The organism is Salegentibacter salegens, assembly GCF_900142975.1.
GTDB classification, from domain to species: Bacteria; Bacteroidota; Bacteroidia; order Flavobacteriales; family Flavobacteriaceae; genus Salegentibacter; species Salegentibacter salegens.
The window spans coordinates 1967087-1986569 of sequence record NZ_LT670848.1 but is presented as its reverse complement, the minus strand read 5'-3'; the positions used below and the strand labels follow the sequence as shown (position 1 = coordinate 1986569).

Genomic DNA, 19483 nt, shown 5'->3' with positions numbered 1-19483 from the left:
ACTTTTCATACAGCCTCTTTTTTTATTTCCAATTTTAGGATTGGATTCTCTTCCTAAATTTCAACCACCATTTTTCCTGTATTTTTTCCTTCAAAAAGATCTAAAAATGCCTGCGGTGTTTCATCGAAACCTTTTACAATAGTTTCATCGTATTTAAGTTTTCCTTCATTTAACCAACCGGCTAGTTCTTTAATAGAACTTTCAAATTCATCAAAATGGTTACGCACTAAAAAGCCCTGCATTAAAGCACTCTTTTTGATCATAATTCCTTCAAGTCTTGGGCCCGTAGGCATTCCTTTTTCATTATAAATAGAAATCGCACCGCAATTAATAATTCGGGCAAAACGATTAATATTCATCATTACTGCATCTAGAATTTCACCACCAACATTGTCAAAATAAACATCTACACCATCAGGACAATTTTTCTGAATTGCTTTTTGCATATTTTTAGTGGTTTTATAATTTATACCTTCATCATAGCCGAATTTCTCTTTTATATGATCAATCTTTTCATCACTTCCTGCGATTCCAATCACTTTGCAGCCTTTAATTTTCCCAATCTGTCCAGCTACACTTCCCACGGCCCCGGCAGCCCCGGAAACAACTAAGGTTTCTCCTTTTTCAGGTTTTCCAATATGTTTAAGCGCTAAATGTGCAGTTAACCCGGTTAAGCCTAAAATACCGAGATAAGCACTGGGTTTGGCCAGGTTGGTGTCAATCTTATTCAAATTCTCACCCGTGTGGGTTTGAAAAAGCTCCCACTTCAACATTCCGCTAACAAAATCTCCAGTTTTAAAGTTTTTGTTATTGCTTTCCACAACTTCAGCAACCAACATTGATTCTATGGGTTTGTTCAATTCAAATGGCGGAATATAAGATTCCTCATCCCGCATTCTTCCGCGTAAATAAGGATCTACTGAAATATATTTGGTTTCCAGTAAAATCTCTCCATCTTTTGCCGACGGTTTTTCAATTTTGGTGATTTCAAAATCTGAAAGTGAAGGTTTTCCTTTTGGTCTATTTTTTAATAATATACTTTTATTCATTTTAAATCTGATTTTTTTAAATTATTAATTCCCTTTTTCAGGCTAATAAGTTCAAAATAGAAATTTGGAAAAATGTATTTTCAAGTTTCAAAATTTCATTTACTGTTTAAATTACTGCTAAGAAAAGAACCCTGCAACTCACAACTATTAATTTAAACTTAAAATCATTATTTGTTACAACCTACTTCGGGTAAAGCCTACGCGATATTCTTAAAAAATATAATTTGATTTCGAGACCTTACTGGTCAAGGGGCTTGCACGCCCGGAAGATTAAATCTCGAATATCGTTTAAATGTTATCATTTCTTAAAGTATTGGTTTATACTCTATAATACACCGTAACTTTGTCCCAATAAACGCACAAGATTTGCCTAACATTATACTTACTTACTGGCAGGAATTCCTGAAATATATTAGAAGCACCGATTTCTCTAAAGCTATGGTACTCACTTTTGCTATAGGTTCTCCCGTGGCAATTTTTATCTGGCTGGGTGATTTTGAAATAGGTGTAGTCCTGGCAATGGGTGCGCTATTAAGTTCGCCCAGTGATATCCCCGGCAGTTTTAGACATAGAAATATAGGAGTAATTCTCGCGGCGCTGCTGGCAGGCCTTGTTTCTATAATTATGGGATATGCTTCAGCCTACTTATGGCTGGTTTTGCCACTTTTAGGAATTTTAATGTTCGGAATTGCCTATTTGGCCGTTTATGGTTTTAGGGCTTCGCTGGTTGCTTTTGCAGGTTTGTTTGCCATTGTTTTAAGTTTTGCGAATATTTCTACTGAAATTCTCCCATGGGAACGCGGTTTGCTCATAGTTGGAGGTGGTTTGTGGTATCTGGTTTTGAGTAATATTTGGAATTATCTAAATCCTAAACACCATACTGAACAGCTTTTAGCTGAATGTCTTGAACTCACAGCCCAATATCTAAAAACAAGGGCCCATTTACTCACCGAAACCGCTGAAAGAGAAAAACTTCAGAAAGAATTATTCTTGCTTCAAAGCGATCTTAACGAGAAACACGAAAGTCTTAGAAACATTCTTATAAATGCGAGACGTGCTTCCGGAAATTCGAATTATGCCCGTAAACGCCTACTTATTTTTATTGAACTGGTAGATATCCTGGAGCTGGCCATGGCCAATCCTGTAGATTACAAAAAAATGGACGAAGTCTTGCAGGAGGACCGCGAATTACTGGATCGTTTTAAAAAACTGATTAAAAAAATCGCCTCTCAGCTTGATGAAATTTCAGTGGTTATTGAAAAGAAAAAGAAGTCTTCAACAAAAGAAATTCGGCAATATTTAAAAGCTATAGAAGAAAATTTTAAGGACGTACGGGTGCTTATTTCTTCAGAAAATAACGAAAAAGCATTTCTCCTTCAGAATCTATTCGATTATTTAGAAAAACAAGGACAAAAAATAAATACCATAGTTAGGGTTTTACATAATTTAGATACCCGGGAACCGGTTTTATTGAAAAATAAAGAAGTTTCCCAATTTATTACTCCGCAGGATTACGACCCTAAAATGCTTATTGAAAACTTTAATTTTGGTTCCCCAATTTTTAAGCATTCCCTAAGGCTGGCAATTGTAATTCTTGTGGGATTCAGCATAGGATTATATTTTTCGTTTGAAAATGCTTACTGGATCATCCTTACCATCGTGGTAATTATGCGTCCTAATTACGGACTTACAAAAGACCGTTCTAAACAGCGAATTATTGGAACTTTAATAGGCGCCGTTATCGCGCTGGGGATTGTTTTTATAACAAAAAACCAGGTAGTGTATGGAATTCTTGGGCTGTTTTCGCTCACCCTGGCTTTTTCCCTTTTACAACGAAATTACCGTACAGCAGCGGTTTTTATCACCTTGAGTATTGTTTTTATTTATTCGCTTTTAAAACCAGATGTTTTTAATGTGATTCAGTTTAGGGTGATAGACACTGTTTTGGGTGCAGGGCTGGCTGCCCTTGGGAACCTGGTTTTATGGCCCGCCTGGGAATCGCAGCATATTAAAAATGTGATTAAAGAAAGTATTGGTGCAAACAAAAAATACCTTAAAGAAATTGATGGTTTTTACCACGATAAAGGAACCTTGCCCACCTCTTATAAGCTATCGAGAAAGAAAGCATTTTTAGAAATGGGCAATTTAAGTGCTTCTTTTCAACGAATGACGCAGGAACCAAAATATAAGCAAAAAGAATTAGGGCAGCTTTATAAAATTGTGGGTTTAAATCAAACTTTTCTTTCGGCGCTGGCTTCCCTGGGGACTTTTATTCAGAATCATAAAACTACCGCAGCTTCTAAGAATTTTGAAGTTTTTGTTTCCCATATTTGTACTAATTTGGAAAATGCGGTAAAGGGTTTGGAAGACGCTGAAACTTTAAAAGGCTTTGACTCTTCCCGAACCGAAAAAGCGGCTTCAGCTTTATTAAAAACCTATAAGGAATTATTGGTAGAAAGGGAAAATCAATTAAAAGAAGACCCGCAAAAAGATGAAAAAGACGTGCAGTTAAGGTTGCAGGAAGCCCAATTGGTTAGTAGCCAGGTTCAGTGGTTATTAGAGATTTCAGAAAACCTTCAAAAAATCATAGCGAAAACAAAATTCAGCTAAATGAGTAAACGCCAATTAAAAAAATACCTTCAGGAGTTAGATAAAGAACAGCTGGAAGCGCAAATTGTAGATTTATACGAACGTTTTAAACCGGTAAAAGTTTTTTACGATTTTGTATTTAATCCGCGGGAAGAAGAATTAATGCGGAAAGCTAAATTAAAGATTTCTAAAGAATATTTTCCTAAAACCAGGCGCAAACCAAAAGCCAGGAGATCTATTGCTCAAAAAGAAATTAAGCATTTTCAGCAACTTGGGGTAGAACCACATTTAACAGCAGATTTAATGCTTTTTAATATTGAAATTGCGCAAACTTTTGCTGAAGAAAAAGGTAATTTAAAAGAGAGCTTTTGTAAAAGTATGTTTAAATCTTTTGAAGAAGCTGTGAAATTTATTTTGAAAGAAGGAATTCTTGCAGAATTCAAACTTAGAATCTTAAAAATAGCAGCAGAAGCCGAAAGCCAAAGTTGGCCAAATGCTTATAGGTTTGAAAAAATTGAAATGCAATTTCAGGAAGCGCTGTAAATGTGTACATTTGAGAAAATGAAACCAGCATGATGCTGGAATCTAATATTAGCATAATTCCGGAAATGGATTAAACCAGGGATTATTTTTGCTATGGGATTGACCATATAATTAATGAAAGTTTTCTTTCTTTTTTGTTTTCTTATAATTTGCACTTCAGGTTTTGCCCAGTTAGGCTTTTGTGAAGGCAGCAAGGGTGATCCTATTTTTTACGAAGATTTTGAAACCGTCTCGCAATTACCTGCCGGCACGACCAATTATACTTATGTTGACCAGGATCCGCAGGATGGGGAATATACACTTTCCAGCCAAATAGGAGGTGTAATTACTTCCTGGCATTCAAGTTTGCCTAACGGCACCGTCTCAAATCGCGACGCCTTAATTGTAAATGCTTCTTTTAGTTCTGGAAGATTCTACAGAACAGAAATTAGCGGACTATGCGAAAATACTACCTATGAATTTTCTGCTTTTCTAATTAATATTTACAATCGCTCGAGCACTGTATGTCCAGATGGTGGTATTCCCATAAATGTTCGTTTTGAAATCTGGGATGAGAATGATGCAAATTTATTAAAGGAAGGAAATACCGGAAATATTCCTTCATTGAGCAGTCCAGAATGGGAGCAGTATGCGCTTACATTTCAAACCGAAGTAGGGCAGGATTCTGTAATTCTAAAAATGTTTAATAATGGTGATGGCGGCTGCGGAAACGACCTGGCTATAGACGATATAATTTTTAGGTCTTGCGGCGATCTTACTACCGTTACTGCAGAAAATGATGAAAACCGTATAGATCTTTGCGCTGAAGAAGCACCTGTAAACCTTAGACTTGAAGCTACTCCAGATTATTCGGTGTATAGCTCCCACGCTTATCAATGGCAGGAAAGCACTGATAATCAAACCTGGACGAATATTCCCAGTGAAAATGATGAAATTTACAATACTCCGGCTTTAAATAGTTCTCGTTTCTTTAGGGTGAAAGTAGCTGAAGATGCTGTGAATTTAAACGCTAACCTTTGTAGTTCTGTTTCTAAAATTTTTACGGTGAATATTCTAAAAACTCCCGCGCCACCACAAAGTGATGGCAATGTTAGTATTTGTAGTGATGACGATATTCCTGCTTTAAATGTTGAAATTGAAGAAACCGAAATCGCAAATTGGTATGATGAAAATAACAATCTACTCGCTGAAAATACCACTTCTTTTGTGCCAGAAACAGCCGGGACTTATTATGTTGAAGCTATAAACGAAGGTTTTAATTGTACTCCAGGCGCTAGAACGGCGATTGAATTTACTATAAATGAAACACCGCAAGTTGAAGATGAAGTGTTACAGCTTTGTGATGGTGCCAGTTTAATTCTGGATGCCGGCTTACCCGGACTTTCCTATCAATGGTCTACAGGGGAGAATTCTCAACAAATTGAAATAGATTCGTCGGGTAATTACAGCGTGGTTCTTACTACTGCTGAAGGCTGCTCTGCCACTAAAAACTTTAAAATTAACCAGGTTGATATTGCCGAAATTGAATCGGTAACCTCAGATTTGGAAGATATTGTGATTACCCCAGCCAACGAAGGTGATTTTGAATATTCTATAGATGGTACAAATTTTCAATCTTCAAATATTTTTACGTTGGTTCCCGGCGGAATTTATACCATTTATATGCGCGATCTTTCTTCCTGTAACGCCGTAACCCAGGAATTTCCTCATATTGTGATACCAAAATTTATTACTCCAAATGCAGATGGTTATAATGATAATTTCAGCATTAACGGACTCGAATATTTTCCTTCTTCAGAAATAAGGATTTTTGATCGGTATGGGAAATTATTAAAAGCCGATATTGGTGAAACCTTTAACTGGAATGGCACTTTAGATGGGCGCTCTCTTCCGTCAGACGATTATTGGTATCATATTAAAATTGAAGGTTTTAAAACCCTTAAAGGATCTTTTAGTTTAAAGCGGTGAAGCTGTTTACTCGTTAATCGGGATTTAAATGCTCCCAGGTAGTTTACTAATATTTTTTATTCGTTGCGAATTAATGCTTATTAAAACCATTGCCGCAAATATTACCAGGATAATGGTCCTAAAATCAAATCCGCCATCAATCATAAACCCAACTAATAAAGGGCCTAAAGCGGTACTAATTACCATAAACATGGTAAAGACGCTGCGTATAGCTCCCATTTTTTCGGTTCCGTAGATTTCAGCAATTAAGGAGGTTTTTACCGTTCCAGCCATCCCGCCGGTAATACCGGCAGTAATTAGGAATAAAAGTGCACCAATAATACTATCCATTAAAGCAAAAGGAATAAGGCCCAAAGTCATTGGAATAAGATATATTCTAAACATTTTTTTCGCCGTGAATTTATCAACCCAGGTACCTCCTACCAGAGAAAATATAAATCTGGAAATGGCATAAACCGTAAAAAATGTTGCGTATAGTTGGGGAGACCAGCTTTTATCCTCTACGAATACATATTGATAAAAGAAAATAGCCGTGTTGGTAAAACCTAAAATAAAACTGGCAGGCATCATAATCCCAAAACGTTTATCGGCCACCACACCTTTATAATCTTTTAAAAGCAACCAGGTAGAAGGTTTTTCTTCGATAGAGAGTTGCTTATCAAAAGCTATTAAATTAGTGAATTTTAAACGTATTAAATAGAGTAGGAGGGCAATACCACTAATAATAGCAGCCATTCTCCAATCAAAAAATGCAATTATTGAAGTAATAATAATAGGAAAAATAGCTTCTCCCATAGAATATCCAAGCGAAGAAATACTTAGTGCTTTTCCGCGATTTTTATCAAAATATTTGGAAATTATGGTCATACTAATATGACTCATTAATCCTTGTCCGCATAACCTTAGTCCTATTAAAGCAACAAAAAGTATAGCGATATGATAGGAAAGTCCCAATAAAATACTAGAAAGTCCCAGACTTAACACGGTGAAGGCGGTTACTTTTTTTACCGGTTTATGATCTACCGTATGGCCAACGCTAAGCATAATTATGGAAGCCGCTACGGTACAACCGGCATAAATGGCTCCAAAAGTGCCCTCGGTTATTGCGAAAGCTTTTACAATTTCAGGGACATATAGTGAAATTAGAAAAGTTTGGCCAAAACTGGACAAAAAGGTAAGCAGCCAACCAAAACTGACTTTTCTATAATTTTCTCGTAAAAAGTAGAAATAATCTTTCACGCTGTCCTGTTTCAAATTTTGAAAGTTGCAAAGGTAAGGCTACAAGGGAACAATAGAGAAAAGTATAGGTTTAAATTCTTTTAAAAATATAAAAGCCACCCTTGTGAGGTGGCCTGGTTTTCTTTTTCAAAATGAACCCAAATTATTTTTTAGGTTTTTCTTCTCTGGCAGGTTGCTTTTTTGGTGTTGCCTGTGCTCTTTTAGGCTCCTTCTTTGCATCGTCCTTTTTGTGATTTCCTTGCTGTGCCATTATATTTATATTTATTGATTAATAAAATAAAGATATGCTTATAATAAACTGGTTAGTAGTTAATTATGAAAAAATTAACTAGAAATATATTATTTGAAATATTAAATATTCGAGAAGTTATATAGACTTATTGAAAGCATTTATAGCAATTTGAAGGCAATTTGGCTTGCTATTGTTTACATTTGAATAAATCAAAAATTATCATTCTAAAATTATAGTTTTAAATGAGCCAGAATGAGGTTATAGAGCAAATAAAAGCTCAAAAGAAACTACCGAATTTAAAATTCAGTATAAAAGAGAAAACCGAAGCTTTTACAAATAACCTCTTTTACACGCTGTTTGATGAAGAAACACCGGTAGAAGAGAATATTGTAAAATTAGGTAAAGATTTTGAAGAACTGGCAGATCTTGTTTGTTGGCAACCAGATACTCCCTGCCGTGATATTTGGCAGGAGTATTTAGATAAATTACCGGGAATCCTTGAAAAACTCAATAAAGATGCACGGGCGATTTCAGAGAACGACCCTGCTGCAAACTCGTTGGAAGAGGTAATTCTTTCTTACCCCGGTTTTTTTGCCATTGCTATTTACCGCTTTAGTCACGAATTTTACAAATTTGGACTTCCGTTGGTACCGCGTTTAATGGCAGAGTGTGCCCATGGCCTTACTGGAACCGATATTAATCCCGGTGCACAAATAGGAACTCCGTTTTTTATAGACCACGCAACGGGTGTAGTTATTGGGGAAACGGCGGTGATAGAAGATAATGTAAAAATTTACCAGGGAGTTACCCTGGGAGCTCTTTTTGTAGACCGTAACCTGAAAGATATAAAAAGACATCCCACCATAGAAAAAAATGTTACTATTTATGCCAATGCTACTATTCTTGGTGGTGAAACGGTAATTGGAGCCAATAGCATAATTGGGGGGAATGTTTGGTTAACGGCTTCGGTGCCTAAAGATTCTATGGTTTCCCATACGCCTCAAATCAATATTAAAAAGACGAGCAAATAATGAATAACTCTATATTAGAACTAATAGGAAATACGCCTCTGGTAAAAGCGCAAACTTTGGTTAAAAACCCAAAGGTTGAGCTTTATTTTAAGCTGGAAGGACATAATCCCGGTGGAAGTGTAAAAGACCGGGCTGCTTATAATATGATTAAAAGTGCATTAGATAGGGGAGATATTACCAAAGAAACAAAACTTATTGAAGCTACTAGCGGAAATACCGGGATAGCCCTGGCAATGATCGCTGGAATTTTTAAATTGAATATAGAACTGGTAATGCCAGAAAATTCAACGATAGAGCGCGTGCAAACAATGCGTGCTTATGGTGCAAAAGTCACTCTTACCGATGCCGATGCTGGTATTGAAGGAGCTCGTGATTACGCCGAAGAAAAAATGGCAGGCGGCGATTATTTTATGATCAATCAGTTTAGTAATAATGATAACTGGCAGGCGCATTATAATACTACGGGACCAGAGATTTGGAACGATACCAAACATAAAATCACCCATTTTGTTTCCTCAATGGGAACCACGGGAACCATTATGGGGACCTCTACTTATTTAAAAGAAAAAAATAAAGACATACAAATTGTTGGAGTTCAGCCAACCGATGACTCCCGAATTCCCGGAATTAGAAAATGGCCAAAAGCTTATTTACCCAAAATTTTTAAACCTGAAAAAGTAGATCGTATTTTGGAAGTAAGTGAAGATGAAGCAGTGGCGATGACGAAAAGACTAGCGAAAGAAGAAGGTATTTTTGCCGGAATGAGTAGTGGAGGTGCTGCTACTGCCGCGGTTAGATTATGTGATGAGTTGGAAGAAGGGATTGTGGTAAGTATAGTTTGCGATCGCGGAGACCGTTATTTGTCTTCGAATATTTTCGACTAAAAAAATACTCCGGAATTTGATTTCCGGAGTTTAAATAAAAAACTTTTTTTATTCAATTGTTGCAACCGCCACGAGGGTGTAATCTCAAGTCTGTCTAGACTTTGAAAATTAAATTAAAATTTTTAGACTAGATTATGACACAAGAAGAGATTAAGGAATTAAAGGAAAAAGCATTAAAACAATTTTTATCAGGAGAATCCCTAACCGGCAAAAACGGCGCTTTTGCTCCAATGCTTAGGGAGTTTATGGAAGAGGCCCTGGAAGCAGAAATGTCTTCGCACCTTTCCGATGAAGAAAAAGGCTCAAAAGCAGGTAATAAGCGTAATGGCAAAGGCAAAAAGACCCTAAAGAGCAGCCAAGGGGACGTCACCATTAACACGCCCCAGGATCGTAACAGTACCTTTGAGCCGGAGATCGTAGCGAAACGCCAGCGTATCCTGGCCGATAATTTAGAAAAGCAGATTATAGGCATGTACGGGATGGGCAATAGCCTGCGGGATATCTCAGCTCATATAGAGGAAATGTATGATTCCAAGATATCCACACACGTTCTAAGTGATATTACGGACCGGGTGATTCCCAAGGTTAAGGAATGGCAGGATCGCCCCTTGGAGCCGGTATATTGCATCCTATGGCTCGACGCGATGCACTTCAAGGTACGCGAAGAAGGCAAAGTAAAGCACAAGGCCTTGTATAATATTTTAGGAATAAATAAAGCTGGAAGAAAGGAAGTGCTGGGTATGTATATCTCGGAAAGTGAAGGGGCCAATTTTTGGCTTCAGGTGCTGACCCAATTAAACAACCGTGGCTTAAAAGATATTCTGATTGCCTGTACGGATAATCTTACGGGCTTTAGTGAAGCCATTCATTCTGTTTATCCCAAGACTGATATTCAGCTATGTATTGTCCACCAGATCCGCAATAGTATGAAGTATGTGGCCAGTAAGGATCAAAAAGATTTTATGAAAGACCTTAAACTGGTGTACAAGGCTGACACCAAAGACCAGGCTGAATCGGCTTTACTGGATCTGGAAGAAAAATGGGGCAAAAGATATCCCATAGTGATCCGTTCCTGGAATGATAACTGGGACCGATTGAGTGCTTATTTTGAATATACCGCACCCATTAGAAAACTCATATACACCACAAATGCCGTAGAGGCTTTTCACCGGCAGGTAAGAAAAGTAACCAAGACCAAAGGCGCTTTTACCAATGATATGGCACTATTGAAGCTGGTTTACCTAGCTACCAGAAGAATTGAAAAGAAATGGAACGCCCCACTGCAGAACTGGGGTTTGGTAGTTCAACAATTAGCTATTAAATTTGAAGGTCGGCTAGAGTTGGACTTAGCCACCAATGAAACGAAAAACTAAAATTTTCTTCTCCCGGGGGTACCCCCGGGAGAAGAAGCAGACAGAGTTGAGCTAACACTCCCACCGCCACGCCAGAAGCATCCCTGTTAATATTCATTTTTACGGTTTTACTTTTGTTTCCATTTTCAAGCTTAACCTTGTAAAATTCCTTATTAATTTCACCTCCCGAGCGAGAAAATGCTAAATGTTTGGTGCCAACAATGCTATAACCTTCATTAGCTTTCAAAACGCTTATCAAAGAGTTATAAGGTAGCTTTATATCTATAAATTTTTGACTACTGGAAATAATTTCTCCCAGGTTATTATAATTAACTTTTAAATTTCCCTTATTGGTAATAAAAGTAACTTCAAAAGTATCATATTCTTTATTCCGGTTGGCTTCAATAAAATCCATAATACTAAAGTTCTCTTTGGCATATCTCATTGGGTTAGCATGAAACTGGCCCACATAATCTTCACTTACATTAAATGTTAATGAGTTTGAAGATTCATCTATTTCCAGGGATTTAGGAGTGTAATCCATTTTTAATTCGTCTAGCTTAATTACACGTTGTGAATACGCCATCCCTACAAAGGCAATGCACAATAAGCTTAAGATTAACTTTTTCATAATAATTTAATTTAGAGATTAATAAATAATTATCTCCCAAAGTTAATCGTGTACCACTTGAAGTAAAACTACTTAAGTATCACTAAAACAGTAATTAACAAATTTTAATTAAATATTATTTTATTGGTTAGTTGCTTTTTTAATTAATAAAGTTAAATTAATAACTTCCATCTTTTTTCTACCTAATTTAAGGATTCCTTCATTCTTGAATTCCTGGAAATGCCTGTTTACCACAGCGCGGGTAGATCCTATTAAATTGGCAATTTCTTCATTAGAAAGATCATTAATAAACTCCAGTTTTTTTGATTCCTGGTTAATATTCTTTAAAATAAGCCTCGCCAGGCGGGCAGGTATCTCCAACAGCGTATGGTTTACGGCATATTCTTCTATGCTTAAAAGTTGTTTTCCTAAATAAGGGAGCAGCCGCTGGTTTAACATTGGGTATTGTTTTAACCACCGTCGTACTATTAAAATAGGAGTGGATAACATTTTCACATCTTCCAGAGATTCATAATATAATTTATGAGAGCATTCTTCAATTAAAGTTATCACATCAAAAAAATCATGTTTACCCAGTAAAAACAGCGTAAATTCACGCCCCGTTTTTTGATCTGTTTTAAAAACTTTTAAACGTCCGGAAATTATGATATGAAATTTATGCCTTAATTGATGACAGCTACTACAAGTGTGGGCGGGCCATTTTTCTATGATAAATTGAGAAGCGATCTCTGGCAAGAAATCTTTATCAAGATCTTTAAAAAGAATAGTATTAGTAATGGTTTTTAAACCAAGCTCGCTTGCCGCTCCTTTTAGATTCATAATCAAATGTTTTGATCTTATAAAACCTCCGGGAGGGAAAAAAAATGAATTCTAAAATTACTCATTTCCGGATTATTAAAATGTATTTCTGTCCTAAATATTTCTTTAAACCTAAGAAATCAGCTATTTTTGCAAACTTGCAGATCTGAAAAAAAATTATGGCGGTGGAAACCTTTGGAATAGAAGACAAAAAAGTTGACAAGGAACTTTATGACTATCAACAAAAAGATATTGATAAAATATTTAATGTGATAGATGAGCATCCTGAACATTATAACCTGCTTTACCAATTGCCTACGGGTGGAGGTAAAACGGTTATATTTTCACAAATGGTGCGCGAGTACATTCAACGTACTCAAAAAAAGGTTCTTATTCTAACCCATAGAATAGAATTATGTAAACAAACCTCTAATATGTTAGATGGTTTTGGAGTGCTTAATAAAATTATAAACTCCAAGGTTAAAGAGTTACCAGATCAGGAAGACTATATGTGTTTCGTAGCGATGGTAGAAACTTTAAATAACCGCTTGCACGATGAAAAGCTGGAAATTAAAGATATTGGCCTGGTAATTATAGATGAGGCACATTATAATTCTTTCCGAAAATTATTTAAATTCTTTGAGAAGTGTTTTATTCTAGGAGTTACGGCTACGCCGCTTAGTTCTAACATAAAATTACCTATGAAGGATAACTACCGCGAACTTATTGTGGGAGATTCTATAGGTTCACTTATTGAAAAAGGCTTTTTAGCCTGTGCCAATACTTATAGTTATAACGTAGGACTTACCAGTTTAAAGGTGGGAATGAATGGAGATTATACCGTAAAATCTTCAGAAGAATTATATTCTAATATCTCTATGCAGGAAAAACTGCTTAGTGCTTATTATGAACGCTCCCGCGGAAAGAAAACCCTTATTTTTAATAATGGTATAAATACTTCAATTGAAGTTTACGAAACATTTAGAAATGCGGGTTTACCTATTCGGCATTTAGACAATACCACGAGTAAGCAAGATAGAAAAGACATTTTAAAATGGTTTAAGCACACGCCTGATGCCATTGTAACTTCAGTAAGTATTCTTACCACCGGTTTTGATGAACCTACGGTAGAAACTATTGTGTTGAACCGTGCCACAAAATCCCTGACGCTTTATTTTCAAATGATTGGTCGGGGTTCCAGAGTTTTGCCAGGAAAGTCTGAATTTAGCGTGATAGATTTAGGTAATAACCTGGCCCGTTTTGGTGAATGGAGTTCGCCGGTAGACTGGAAACAAATCTTTAGGGCGCCAGATTTCTATTTTGAAAATCTACTAAGCGATGAAGAAATAGAGCGTGAGTTTAAATACGTGATGCCTCCCGAAATAAGGGAACAATTTTCTAATACCGAAGATGTAGATTTTGATGTGGAAGAAGCTTATGATAAAGTGATTAAAAAAGGACTAAAATCTAAAGCGGTTTTAGAATGGTCTATGGAGCAACATGTAAAAATGTGCGTAGAAAATTCTGAAGATGTTTTTGATGCTCGAATTCTTGCAAAAGAGCTTAAAGATGATATTAATTCTCGTATTAAGCAATATTCATACTGCATAAGTAAGAGTACCAAAAATTACCGCGATTGGCTGGAAGAAGATTATTCCCGAAAGTTGAGAATGGCGATTAATAAAGAATTTTAAATAGTTTTTTATATCTCCTGAAGACTTTTACCTGCGCTGTCAAATAAAAGTTGAAGAGACAAACAACAACATCTTGTTTCGTTAACAATGGGAACAAGACGTTTTTTCTGAACCTGCCTTAGGCGTCTGGCGGGTTCAGAATCTTTTTCTAAAGAAAAATTCCAATTAATCGGTATCTGCCGATTTTATATCGCGCTCAATAAATTCCCTTTCCCTAACCGAGCCACCAATTACAATAGCCGCACTTATAAGTACCAGATTTTTAATAATGTATTGGCCTTCGGTGGTGAGCACAAAAGGAAAATTTTCAAAGCAAACCTCAGGCAAAATAATAAAGGGTAAAAAAGTACCCGGCATTTGTAGCACCAGCAATATAATGGCTAGTCTTAGCGTGCGTTTAGAGAGTAAAAATATTCCTATTAAAACCTCCCAAACACCCAGAAAAGGAATAAAAAATTCGGAATCAAACCAAAAAACAGTGGCGGCAATAAGCTCCTGCGCAGGACTATCCCAAACCACTTTTAAAGCGCCAAACCAAATAAAATTTATTGCCAGCGAAATTCGTAAAATGGGCTTACCATATTTATACATCCATTGGCTAACCCGGTAATCCAGTTTATTAAACTTGGCAGTATTTTCTTTCATTTTTTTCTTCTTGATTTTCAAAATTCAGGAATAATTACCTTCCTCAAAAGAACATTACTAATTATAGGATTTATTTAACAGCCCTAAATTTTAAAAACCCTTTTTATTTATGAATTTTAAAGGAACCAATAAAAAAATATAATTATGAAAAATGAAGGAAAGAAAAAGGCTTCCGAAAATAAGAAGCATGAGGACCTGGAAAAAAACCGTGAAGACGGCCAGGATCAGTTTTTAACTACCAACCAGGGAGTGAAAATTAACGATAATCAAAATTCCCTTAAAGCAGGAGATAGAGGAGCTTCTTTGCTCGAAGATTTTATTCTTAGGGAAAAAATCACCCATTTTGACCATGAAAGAATCCCCGAGAGAATAGTACATGCCAGAGGCTCGGGCGCCCATGGATATTTCCAGGTTTATGAATCTATGGAGAAATATACCAAAGCGGGTTTTTTACAGGATCCATCTAAGAAAACCCCGGTTTTTACCCGGTTTTCTACTGTAGCCGGATTTAAAGGTTCAACAGATTTAGCCCGGGATGTACGCGGATTTTCGGTGAAATTTTATACTGAAGAAGGAAATTATGACCTGGTAGGAAATAATATCCCGGTTTTCTTTATCCAGGATGCTATAAAATTCCCAGATCTAATTCACGCTGTAAAACCTGAACCGCATAATGAAATTCCGCAAGCTGCTTCTGCTCACGATACTTTCTGGGATTTTATTTCATTAATGCCAGAATCTATGCACATGATAATGTGGGCAATGAGTGACAGGGCCATTCCTAGAAGTTTAAGAATGATGGAAGGCTTTGGAGTACACACGTTTAGATTTGTGAATAAAGATGGAAAAGGAACTTTTGTGAAATTCCACTGGAAACCACTACTTGGAACCCACGGAGTTGCCTGGGATGAAGCACAAAAGATTTCAGGGAACGATCCCGATTTCCATAGAAGAGATCTTTGGGAAGCAATTGATAATGGCCAGTTCCCAGAGTGGGAGCTTGGCGTACAATTAATTCCAGAAGAAGATGAACATAAATTTGACTTTGACCTGCTGGATGCTACAAAGTTGGTTCCTGAAGAAATGGTACCTGTTAAGAAAATCGGTAAAATGGTACTGAACAGAAATCCCGATAATTTCTTTGCAGAAACCGAACAGGTAGCTTTCCATCCAGGACATATTGTTCCGGGAATAGATTTCAGTAACGACCCACTTTTGCAGGGTAGATTATTTTCTTACACCGATACACAGCTGAAGCGACTTGGAGGACCAAACTTTCACGAAATCCCAATTAACCGACCAATCGCACCAATGCACAACAACCAGCGCGATGGGCATATGAGGCAGCAAATTAATAAAGGACAAACCAGTTATCAGCCAAATTCATTAGGTAACGGCTGCCCGTTCCAGGCTAAAATTGCAGAAGGCGGTTTTGACAGTTACCCTGAAAAAATTGACGCTAAAAAAGTGCGTGAACGTAGCGAAAGTTTTAAAGATCATTTTAGCCAGGCTACCCTGTTCTTTAACAGTCAGACCGAAGTTGAACAACAGCACATTATCAACGCTTTAAGTTTTGAACTTGGTAAGGTAGATGCCGTAGAGGTAAGGGAAAGAATGTTAGGCTTGCTGAATGAGGTGAATAAAGATTTAGCTAAAGAAGTTGCATCAAATTTGGGAATGCCTGTTCCGAAGAAAAAAACGCAATTAAATCACGGAGTTCCCGCAGATTTTGACCCAGAACGTTATGAACCTACTAAAAGCAATCCTTCTTTAGATAAAGACCCTGCGTTAAGTATGATGCATAAAGGATTTGGAAATATCGCAACCCGAAAGGTAGCCTTTTTATGCGCCGATGGGGTAGAAGATAAATCCGTTAACGATATGAAGAAAGCATTAGATAAGGAAGGCGCAATGGTAAAAATTCTTGGGCCAAATTCTACTGAAGTTAAAACTGCCGATGGTAAATCACTTAAAGTAGATGAAGCTTTTAGAACCAGCGCTTCTGTAGTTTTTGATGCTTTCTATGTGCCCGCGGGAGATAAAGCCCATAAGGCATTGAAGAAAATTCCGAAAGCGATTCATTTCTTAAATGAAGGTTACAAGCATTGTAAACCAATTGCTACAGCCCAGGAGAATGGTTTAATTGAAGAAACTTATTTCTGGAAAAACCTGGATAAGAAAAACCTTGCTGAAGATGGTGTGATTGTAGGAAAAGGTAAATCATCAGAATTTATTAAAGCTATAGGCCATCACCGTTTCTGGAAAAGAGAGGAAAAAGATAGTATTCCTGCATAATTTTTTTCTGAAGTACAGGCTGTTATAAATATTGCGACTGTCTGGAAAGTTTAATTTCGTCAAGAGCTGTCCCGAAGCTTCGGGATTGTTTCAGCTTCTAATAGGTTAAAAACTTAGATTCTGAAATAAATTGAGAATGACGATTTAAAAACTTTTCAGGCAGTTTCTTTTTTAATTTTTATCCTTACCTCCAAAAAGGCGCTTAAAAAAACCTTTCTTCTCCTTCTTTTCTTCTTTTTCCGGTTTTTCGGCTTCATTTTCATCACCATCTCCAAAAAGACGCTTAAAGAAACCATCCCTTTTTTCCGGATCACAATCCATCATTTCTTTTATTTCAGAGGAAAGAGGGGCAAATCTCGCCTGAGTAATTTCATTAAAATCGGGGTCGCTATTCATCTTCTGCATTAATTTAGCAAAAACCGGCAATGCTGAATTGGCGCCCTGCCCAATATAAGTATTTCTAAATCCAATTCTATGATCGTCAGACCCCACCCAGGTTACGGCAAGTAACTTAGGAGTTATTCCAACAAACCAACCATCTTTGTTATTTTGGGTAGTTCCTGTTTTTCCGGCTATATCGTTTCTTAAACCATAAGTGCTTCTTAATCTGGTGGCGGTGCCTTCATTTACCGTAGCTTTCATCATTTCTATCATGATTTTTCTATTGGTTTCAGAAATACTACGGCTATTTGAAATTTCAGGTTTAAATTCAGCTAAAATATTGCCTTCGCCATCTTCAATTTTTGTGATATAATATGCTTTGCTGGTTCTCCCATTATTTACAAAAGGAGTGTAGGCTTCGGTTAATTCGGTTAAGTTTAAAGAAGCAGTACCTAAGGCAATAGAAGGCACTTCTGGTAAATTAGATGTAATTCCCATTGCTTTAGCCTGGTTTATTACATTTTTAATTCCGGTTTCCATAAGCACTTTTACCGCAATGGTATTCATGGATTTACTTAAAGCCTCTTTTAAGTTGTAATTCATATGCGGGTCTTCTTCTTCACTCCCAGAGTTTGAAGGTGTCCAGCCCTTTGCGTACGTCACCTCACGAGCCGAAAAATATTCACAGGGTTCTATGCCATTTTCTAAAGCTGCGGTATATACAAAAGGCTTAAATGTAGAACCTACCTGGCGTTTACTTTGGGAAACATGATCGTATTGAAAATGCTGAAAATTAACTCCGCCAACCCAGGCTTGTACTGCGCCGGTTTCAGGAGTAACCGCAAGCATCCCTGCATTAAGGAATTTAAGATAATGAGCCACACTATCTCTTGTACTTACATTTTTAGTTTCGGTGCCTTCATAATTAAACAGTTCGGTAGGATGTTCTTTATTTAAAACTTCCATTATTTCAGTTTCACTATGACCTTCTTTTGCAAGATTTTTCCAGGCCGAAGTCTTTTTTAAAGCATCGTTTATTATTTCCCGATTGGTTAACCAGGGCGCGGCGCTTCCCCAGGCCTCTTCGTGTTGTTTTTGCAAATTTTGCAGATGTTCTTTTAAAGCCTCTTCAGCTAAAGTTTGCATCTTAACATCCAGGGTGGTGTGCACACTCAAACCATCTCGATAAATATTGAATTGCTTTCCGTCTTTATTTTTAAGCGTATCCAGGATTTCACTTACATCTTTTCTAACCTGCTCCCTAAAATACGGTGCAAGACCTTTATCGTGACTGTAGCTTTTGTAATTCAACACCAATTCTTGCTGCTTGGCTTCCTGTACTTCTTCCTCGGTTAAATAGCCGTATTTTCCCATTTGTTCTAACACTACGTCTCTACGCAAACGACTTCTTTCAGGAAAAATCCTGGGATTGTAAGAGTGGGAAGCTTTTAAAGTTCCTACTAAAACTGCGGCTTCCTCAAGATTGATTTCTGAAGTATGTTTTCCGAAGAATTTCATAGCGGCGCTCTCAATTCCGAAAGTATTATCACTAAAAGGAACGGTATTGAAATAGAGCCTGATAATTTCTTCTTTTGAATAAATATCTTCCAGTCTTTTGGCGATAATTGCCTCCTGGAATTTATTTACCACAATTCCTAAAGCGCCGTAATCTTTTCTTCCGTAAATGTTTTTAGCTAACTGAAGACTAATAGTACTCCCGCCACCGGCCGAATCATCCTGAAGTAGAATTGATTTAAAAACAACGCGTAACAAACTTCGATTATCGATACCATCATGTTCAAAAAAACGGGCATCTTCAGTAGCCACAAGGGCATTTATTAAATGGGTTGGGAGCTCTTTATAAGTAATAGGTTGCCTGTCGAACACATAAAATTTGCCAATAAGTTCTCCGTTTTTCGCTAAAACTTCGGTTGCCCTGTTCTGCTTAAGCTCTTTTAACTCGGTAGAGGAGGGGAGTTGCCCCCAGGCTCCAAAATAAATGCTTGCAAAAAACAGCAAAAATATTGTAAGAAGACTGAGAAGTATTATTATAGCCCATTTTATTTTGGGAGATTTTTTAATCTTGTTTAGCATAGGAGGTTTAATTGCTACAAATAAACAAATACCATACAAACCAGATTTAAATTTTAAA

The 19483-nt window shown here is 36.9% G+C and carries 14 protein-coding genes; 8 read left to right on the top strand and 6 right to left on the bottom strand.

Going from position 1 to position 19483, the window contains the following annotated elements; all coding sequences use genetic code 11:
* Positions 1 to 53 precede the first annotated feature (53 nt).
* Complete coding sequence (locus B5488_RS08895; protein ID WP_079734937.1) at positions 54 to 1049, bottom strand: NADP-dependent oxidoreductase; 996 nt, start codon at positions 1047 to 1049, stop codon at positions 54 to 56.
* A 366-nt stretch (positions 1050 to 1415) separates the two neighbouring features.
* Between B5488_RS08895 and B5488_RS08890 the strand changes: the two genes are divergently transcribed.
* From B5488_RS08890 to B5488_RS08880, 3 genes are all read left to right on the top strand, one after another.
* Positions 1416 to 3659, top strand: a complete 2244-nt coding sequence (locus B5488_RS08890) for an FUSC family protein (protein ID WP_231919826.1) — start codon at positions 1416 to 1418, stop codon at positions 3657 to 3659.
* Positions 3660 to 4181, top strand: a complete 522-nt coding sequence (locus B5488_RS08885; RefSeq protein ID WP_079734936.1) for a DUF6155 family protein — start codon at positions 3660 to 3662, stop codon at positions 4179 to 4181.
* A gap of 114 nt (positions 4182 to 4295) precedes the next feature.
* Positions 4296 to 6149, top strand: coding sequence for a T9SS type B sorting domain-containing protein (locus tag B5488_RS08880; RefSeq protein WP_079734935.1), 1854 nt, complete (start codon positions 4296 to 4298; stop codon positions 6147 to 6149).
* 24 nt (positions 6150 to 6173) lie between these two features.
* On the opposite strand, the gene B5488_RS08875 is transcribed toward B5488_RS08880, so the two are convergent.
* Positions 6174 to 7403 carry an MFS transporter gene (locus B5488_RS08875; protein ID WP_317041979.1) on the bottom strand — a complete coding sequence of 410 codons (1230 nt, stop codon included), beginning with the start codon at positions 7401 to 7403 and terminating at the stop codon, positions 6174 to 6176.
* 459 nt (positions 7404 to 7862) lie between these two features.
* Here B5488_RS08875 and epsC point away from each other — a divergent pair, with 459 nt between their 5' ends.
* The 3 genes from epsC to B5488_RS08860 all read left to right on the top strand — a co-directional run bounded on the left by epsC (position 7863) and on the right by B5488_RS08860 (position 10908).
* The gene (epsC, locus tag B5488_RS08870; RefSeq protein ID WP_079734934.1) at positions 7863 to 8651 is read left to right on the top strand and encodes a serine O-acetyltransferase EpsC; all 789 of its coding nucleotides are present in this window, start codon (positions 7863 to 7865) and stop codon (positions 8649 to 8651) included.
* Complete coding sequence (cysM, locus tag B5488_RS08865; protein WP_079734933.1) at positions 8651 to 9535, top strand: cysteine synthase CysM; 885 nt, start codon at positions 8651 to 8653, stop codon at positions 9533 to 9535. Before epsC ends, cysM begins: the two co-directional genes overlap by 1 nt.
* 134 nt (positions 9536 to 9669) lie before the next feature.
* Positions 9670 to 10908: an IS256 family transposase gene (locus B5488_RS08860; protein ID WP_079733433.1), complete on the top strand. Its 1239-nt coding sequence runs from the start codon at positions 9670 to 9672 to the stop codon at positions 10906 to 10908.
* Here B5488_RS08860 and B5488_RS08855 read toward each other — a convergent pair.
* Both B5488_RS08855 and B5488_RS08850 read right to left on the bottom strand, forming a co-directional pair.
* A complete protein-coding gene (locus B5488_RS08855; RefSeq protein WP_079734932.1) occupies positions 10853 to 11518 on the bottom strand; it encodes a hypothetical protein in 666 nt (221 codons plus the stop codon). The two genes, B5488_RS08860 and B5488_RS08855, sit on opposite strands and share 56 nt — an antisense overlap.
* A 120-nt stretch (positions 11519 to 11638) precedes the next feature.
* Positions 11639 to 12337 carry a Crp/Fnr family transcriptional regulator gene (locus B5488_RS08850; protein WP_079734931.1) on the bottom strand — a complete coding sequence of 233 codons (699 nt, stop codon included), beginning with the start codon at positions 12335 to 12337 and terminating at the stop codon, positions 11639 to 11641.
* A 158-nt stretch (positions 12338 to 12495) separates the two neighbouring features.
* Between B5488_RS08850 and B5488_RS08845 the strand changes: the two genes are divergently transcribed.
* Entirely contained in the window at positions 12496 to 14010 is a 1515-nt protein-coding gene (locus B5488_RS08845; RefSeq protein WP_079734930.1) for a DEAD/DEAH box helicase, read from the top strand.
* Positions 14011 to 14175: 165 nt separating this feature from the next.
* On the opposite strand, the gene B5488_RS08840 is transcribed toward B5488_RS08845, so the two are convergent.
* Positions 14176 to 14655 carry a hypothetical protein gene (locus B5488_RS08840; RefSeq protein ID WP_079734929.1) on the bottom strand — a complete coding sequence of 160 codons (480 nt, stop codon included), beginning with the start codon at positions 14653 to 14655 and terminating at the stop codon, positions 14176 to 14178.
* A gap of 144 nt (positions 14656 to 14799) precedes the next feature.
* On the opposite strand from B5488_RS08840, the gene katE reads away from it, so the two are divergent.
* Positions 14800 to 16950: a catalase HPII gene (gene katE, locus B5488_RS08835; protein ID WP_079734928.1), complete on the top strand. Its 2151-nt coding sequence runs from the start codon at positions 14800 to 14802 to the stop codon at positions 16948 to 16950.
* 171 nt (positions 16951 to 17121) lie between these two features.
* On the opposite strand, the gene B5488_RS08830 is transcribed toward katE, so the two are convergent.
* Positions 17122 to 19425: a transglycosylase domain-containing protein gene (locus B5488_RS08830; protein ID WP_079734927.1), complete on the bottom strand. Its 2304-nt coding sequence runs from the start codon at positions 19423 to 19425 to the stop codon at positions 17122 to 17124.
* Positions 19426 to 19483: the final 58 nt, after the last annotated feature.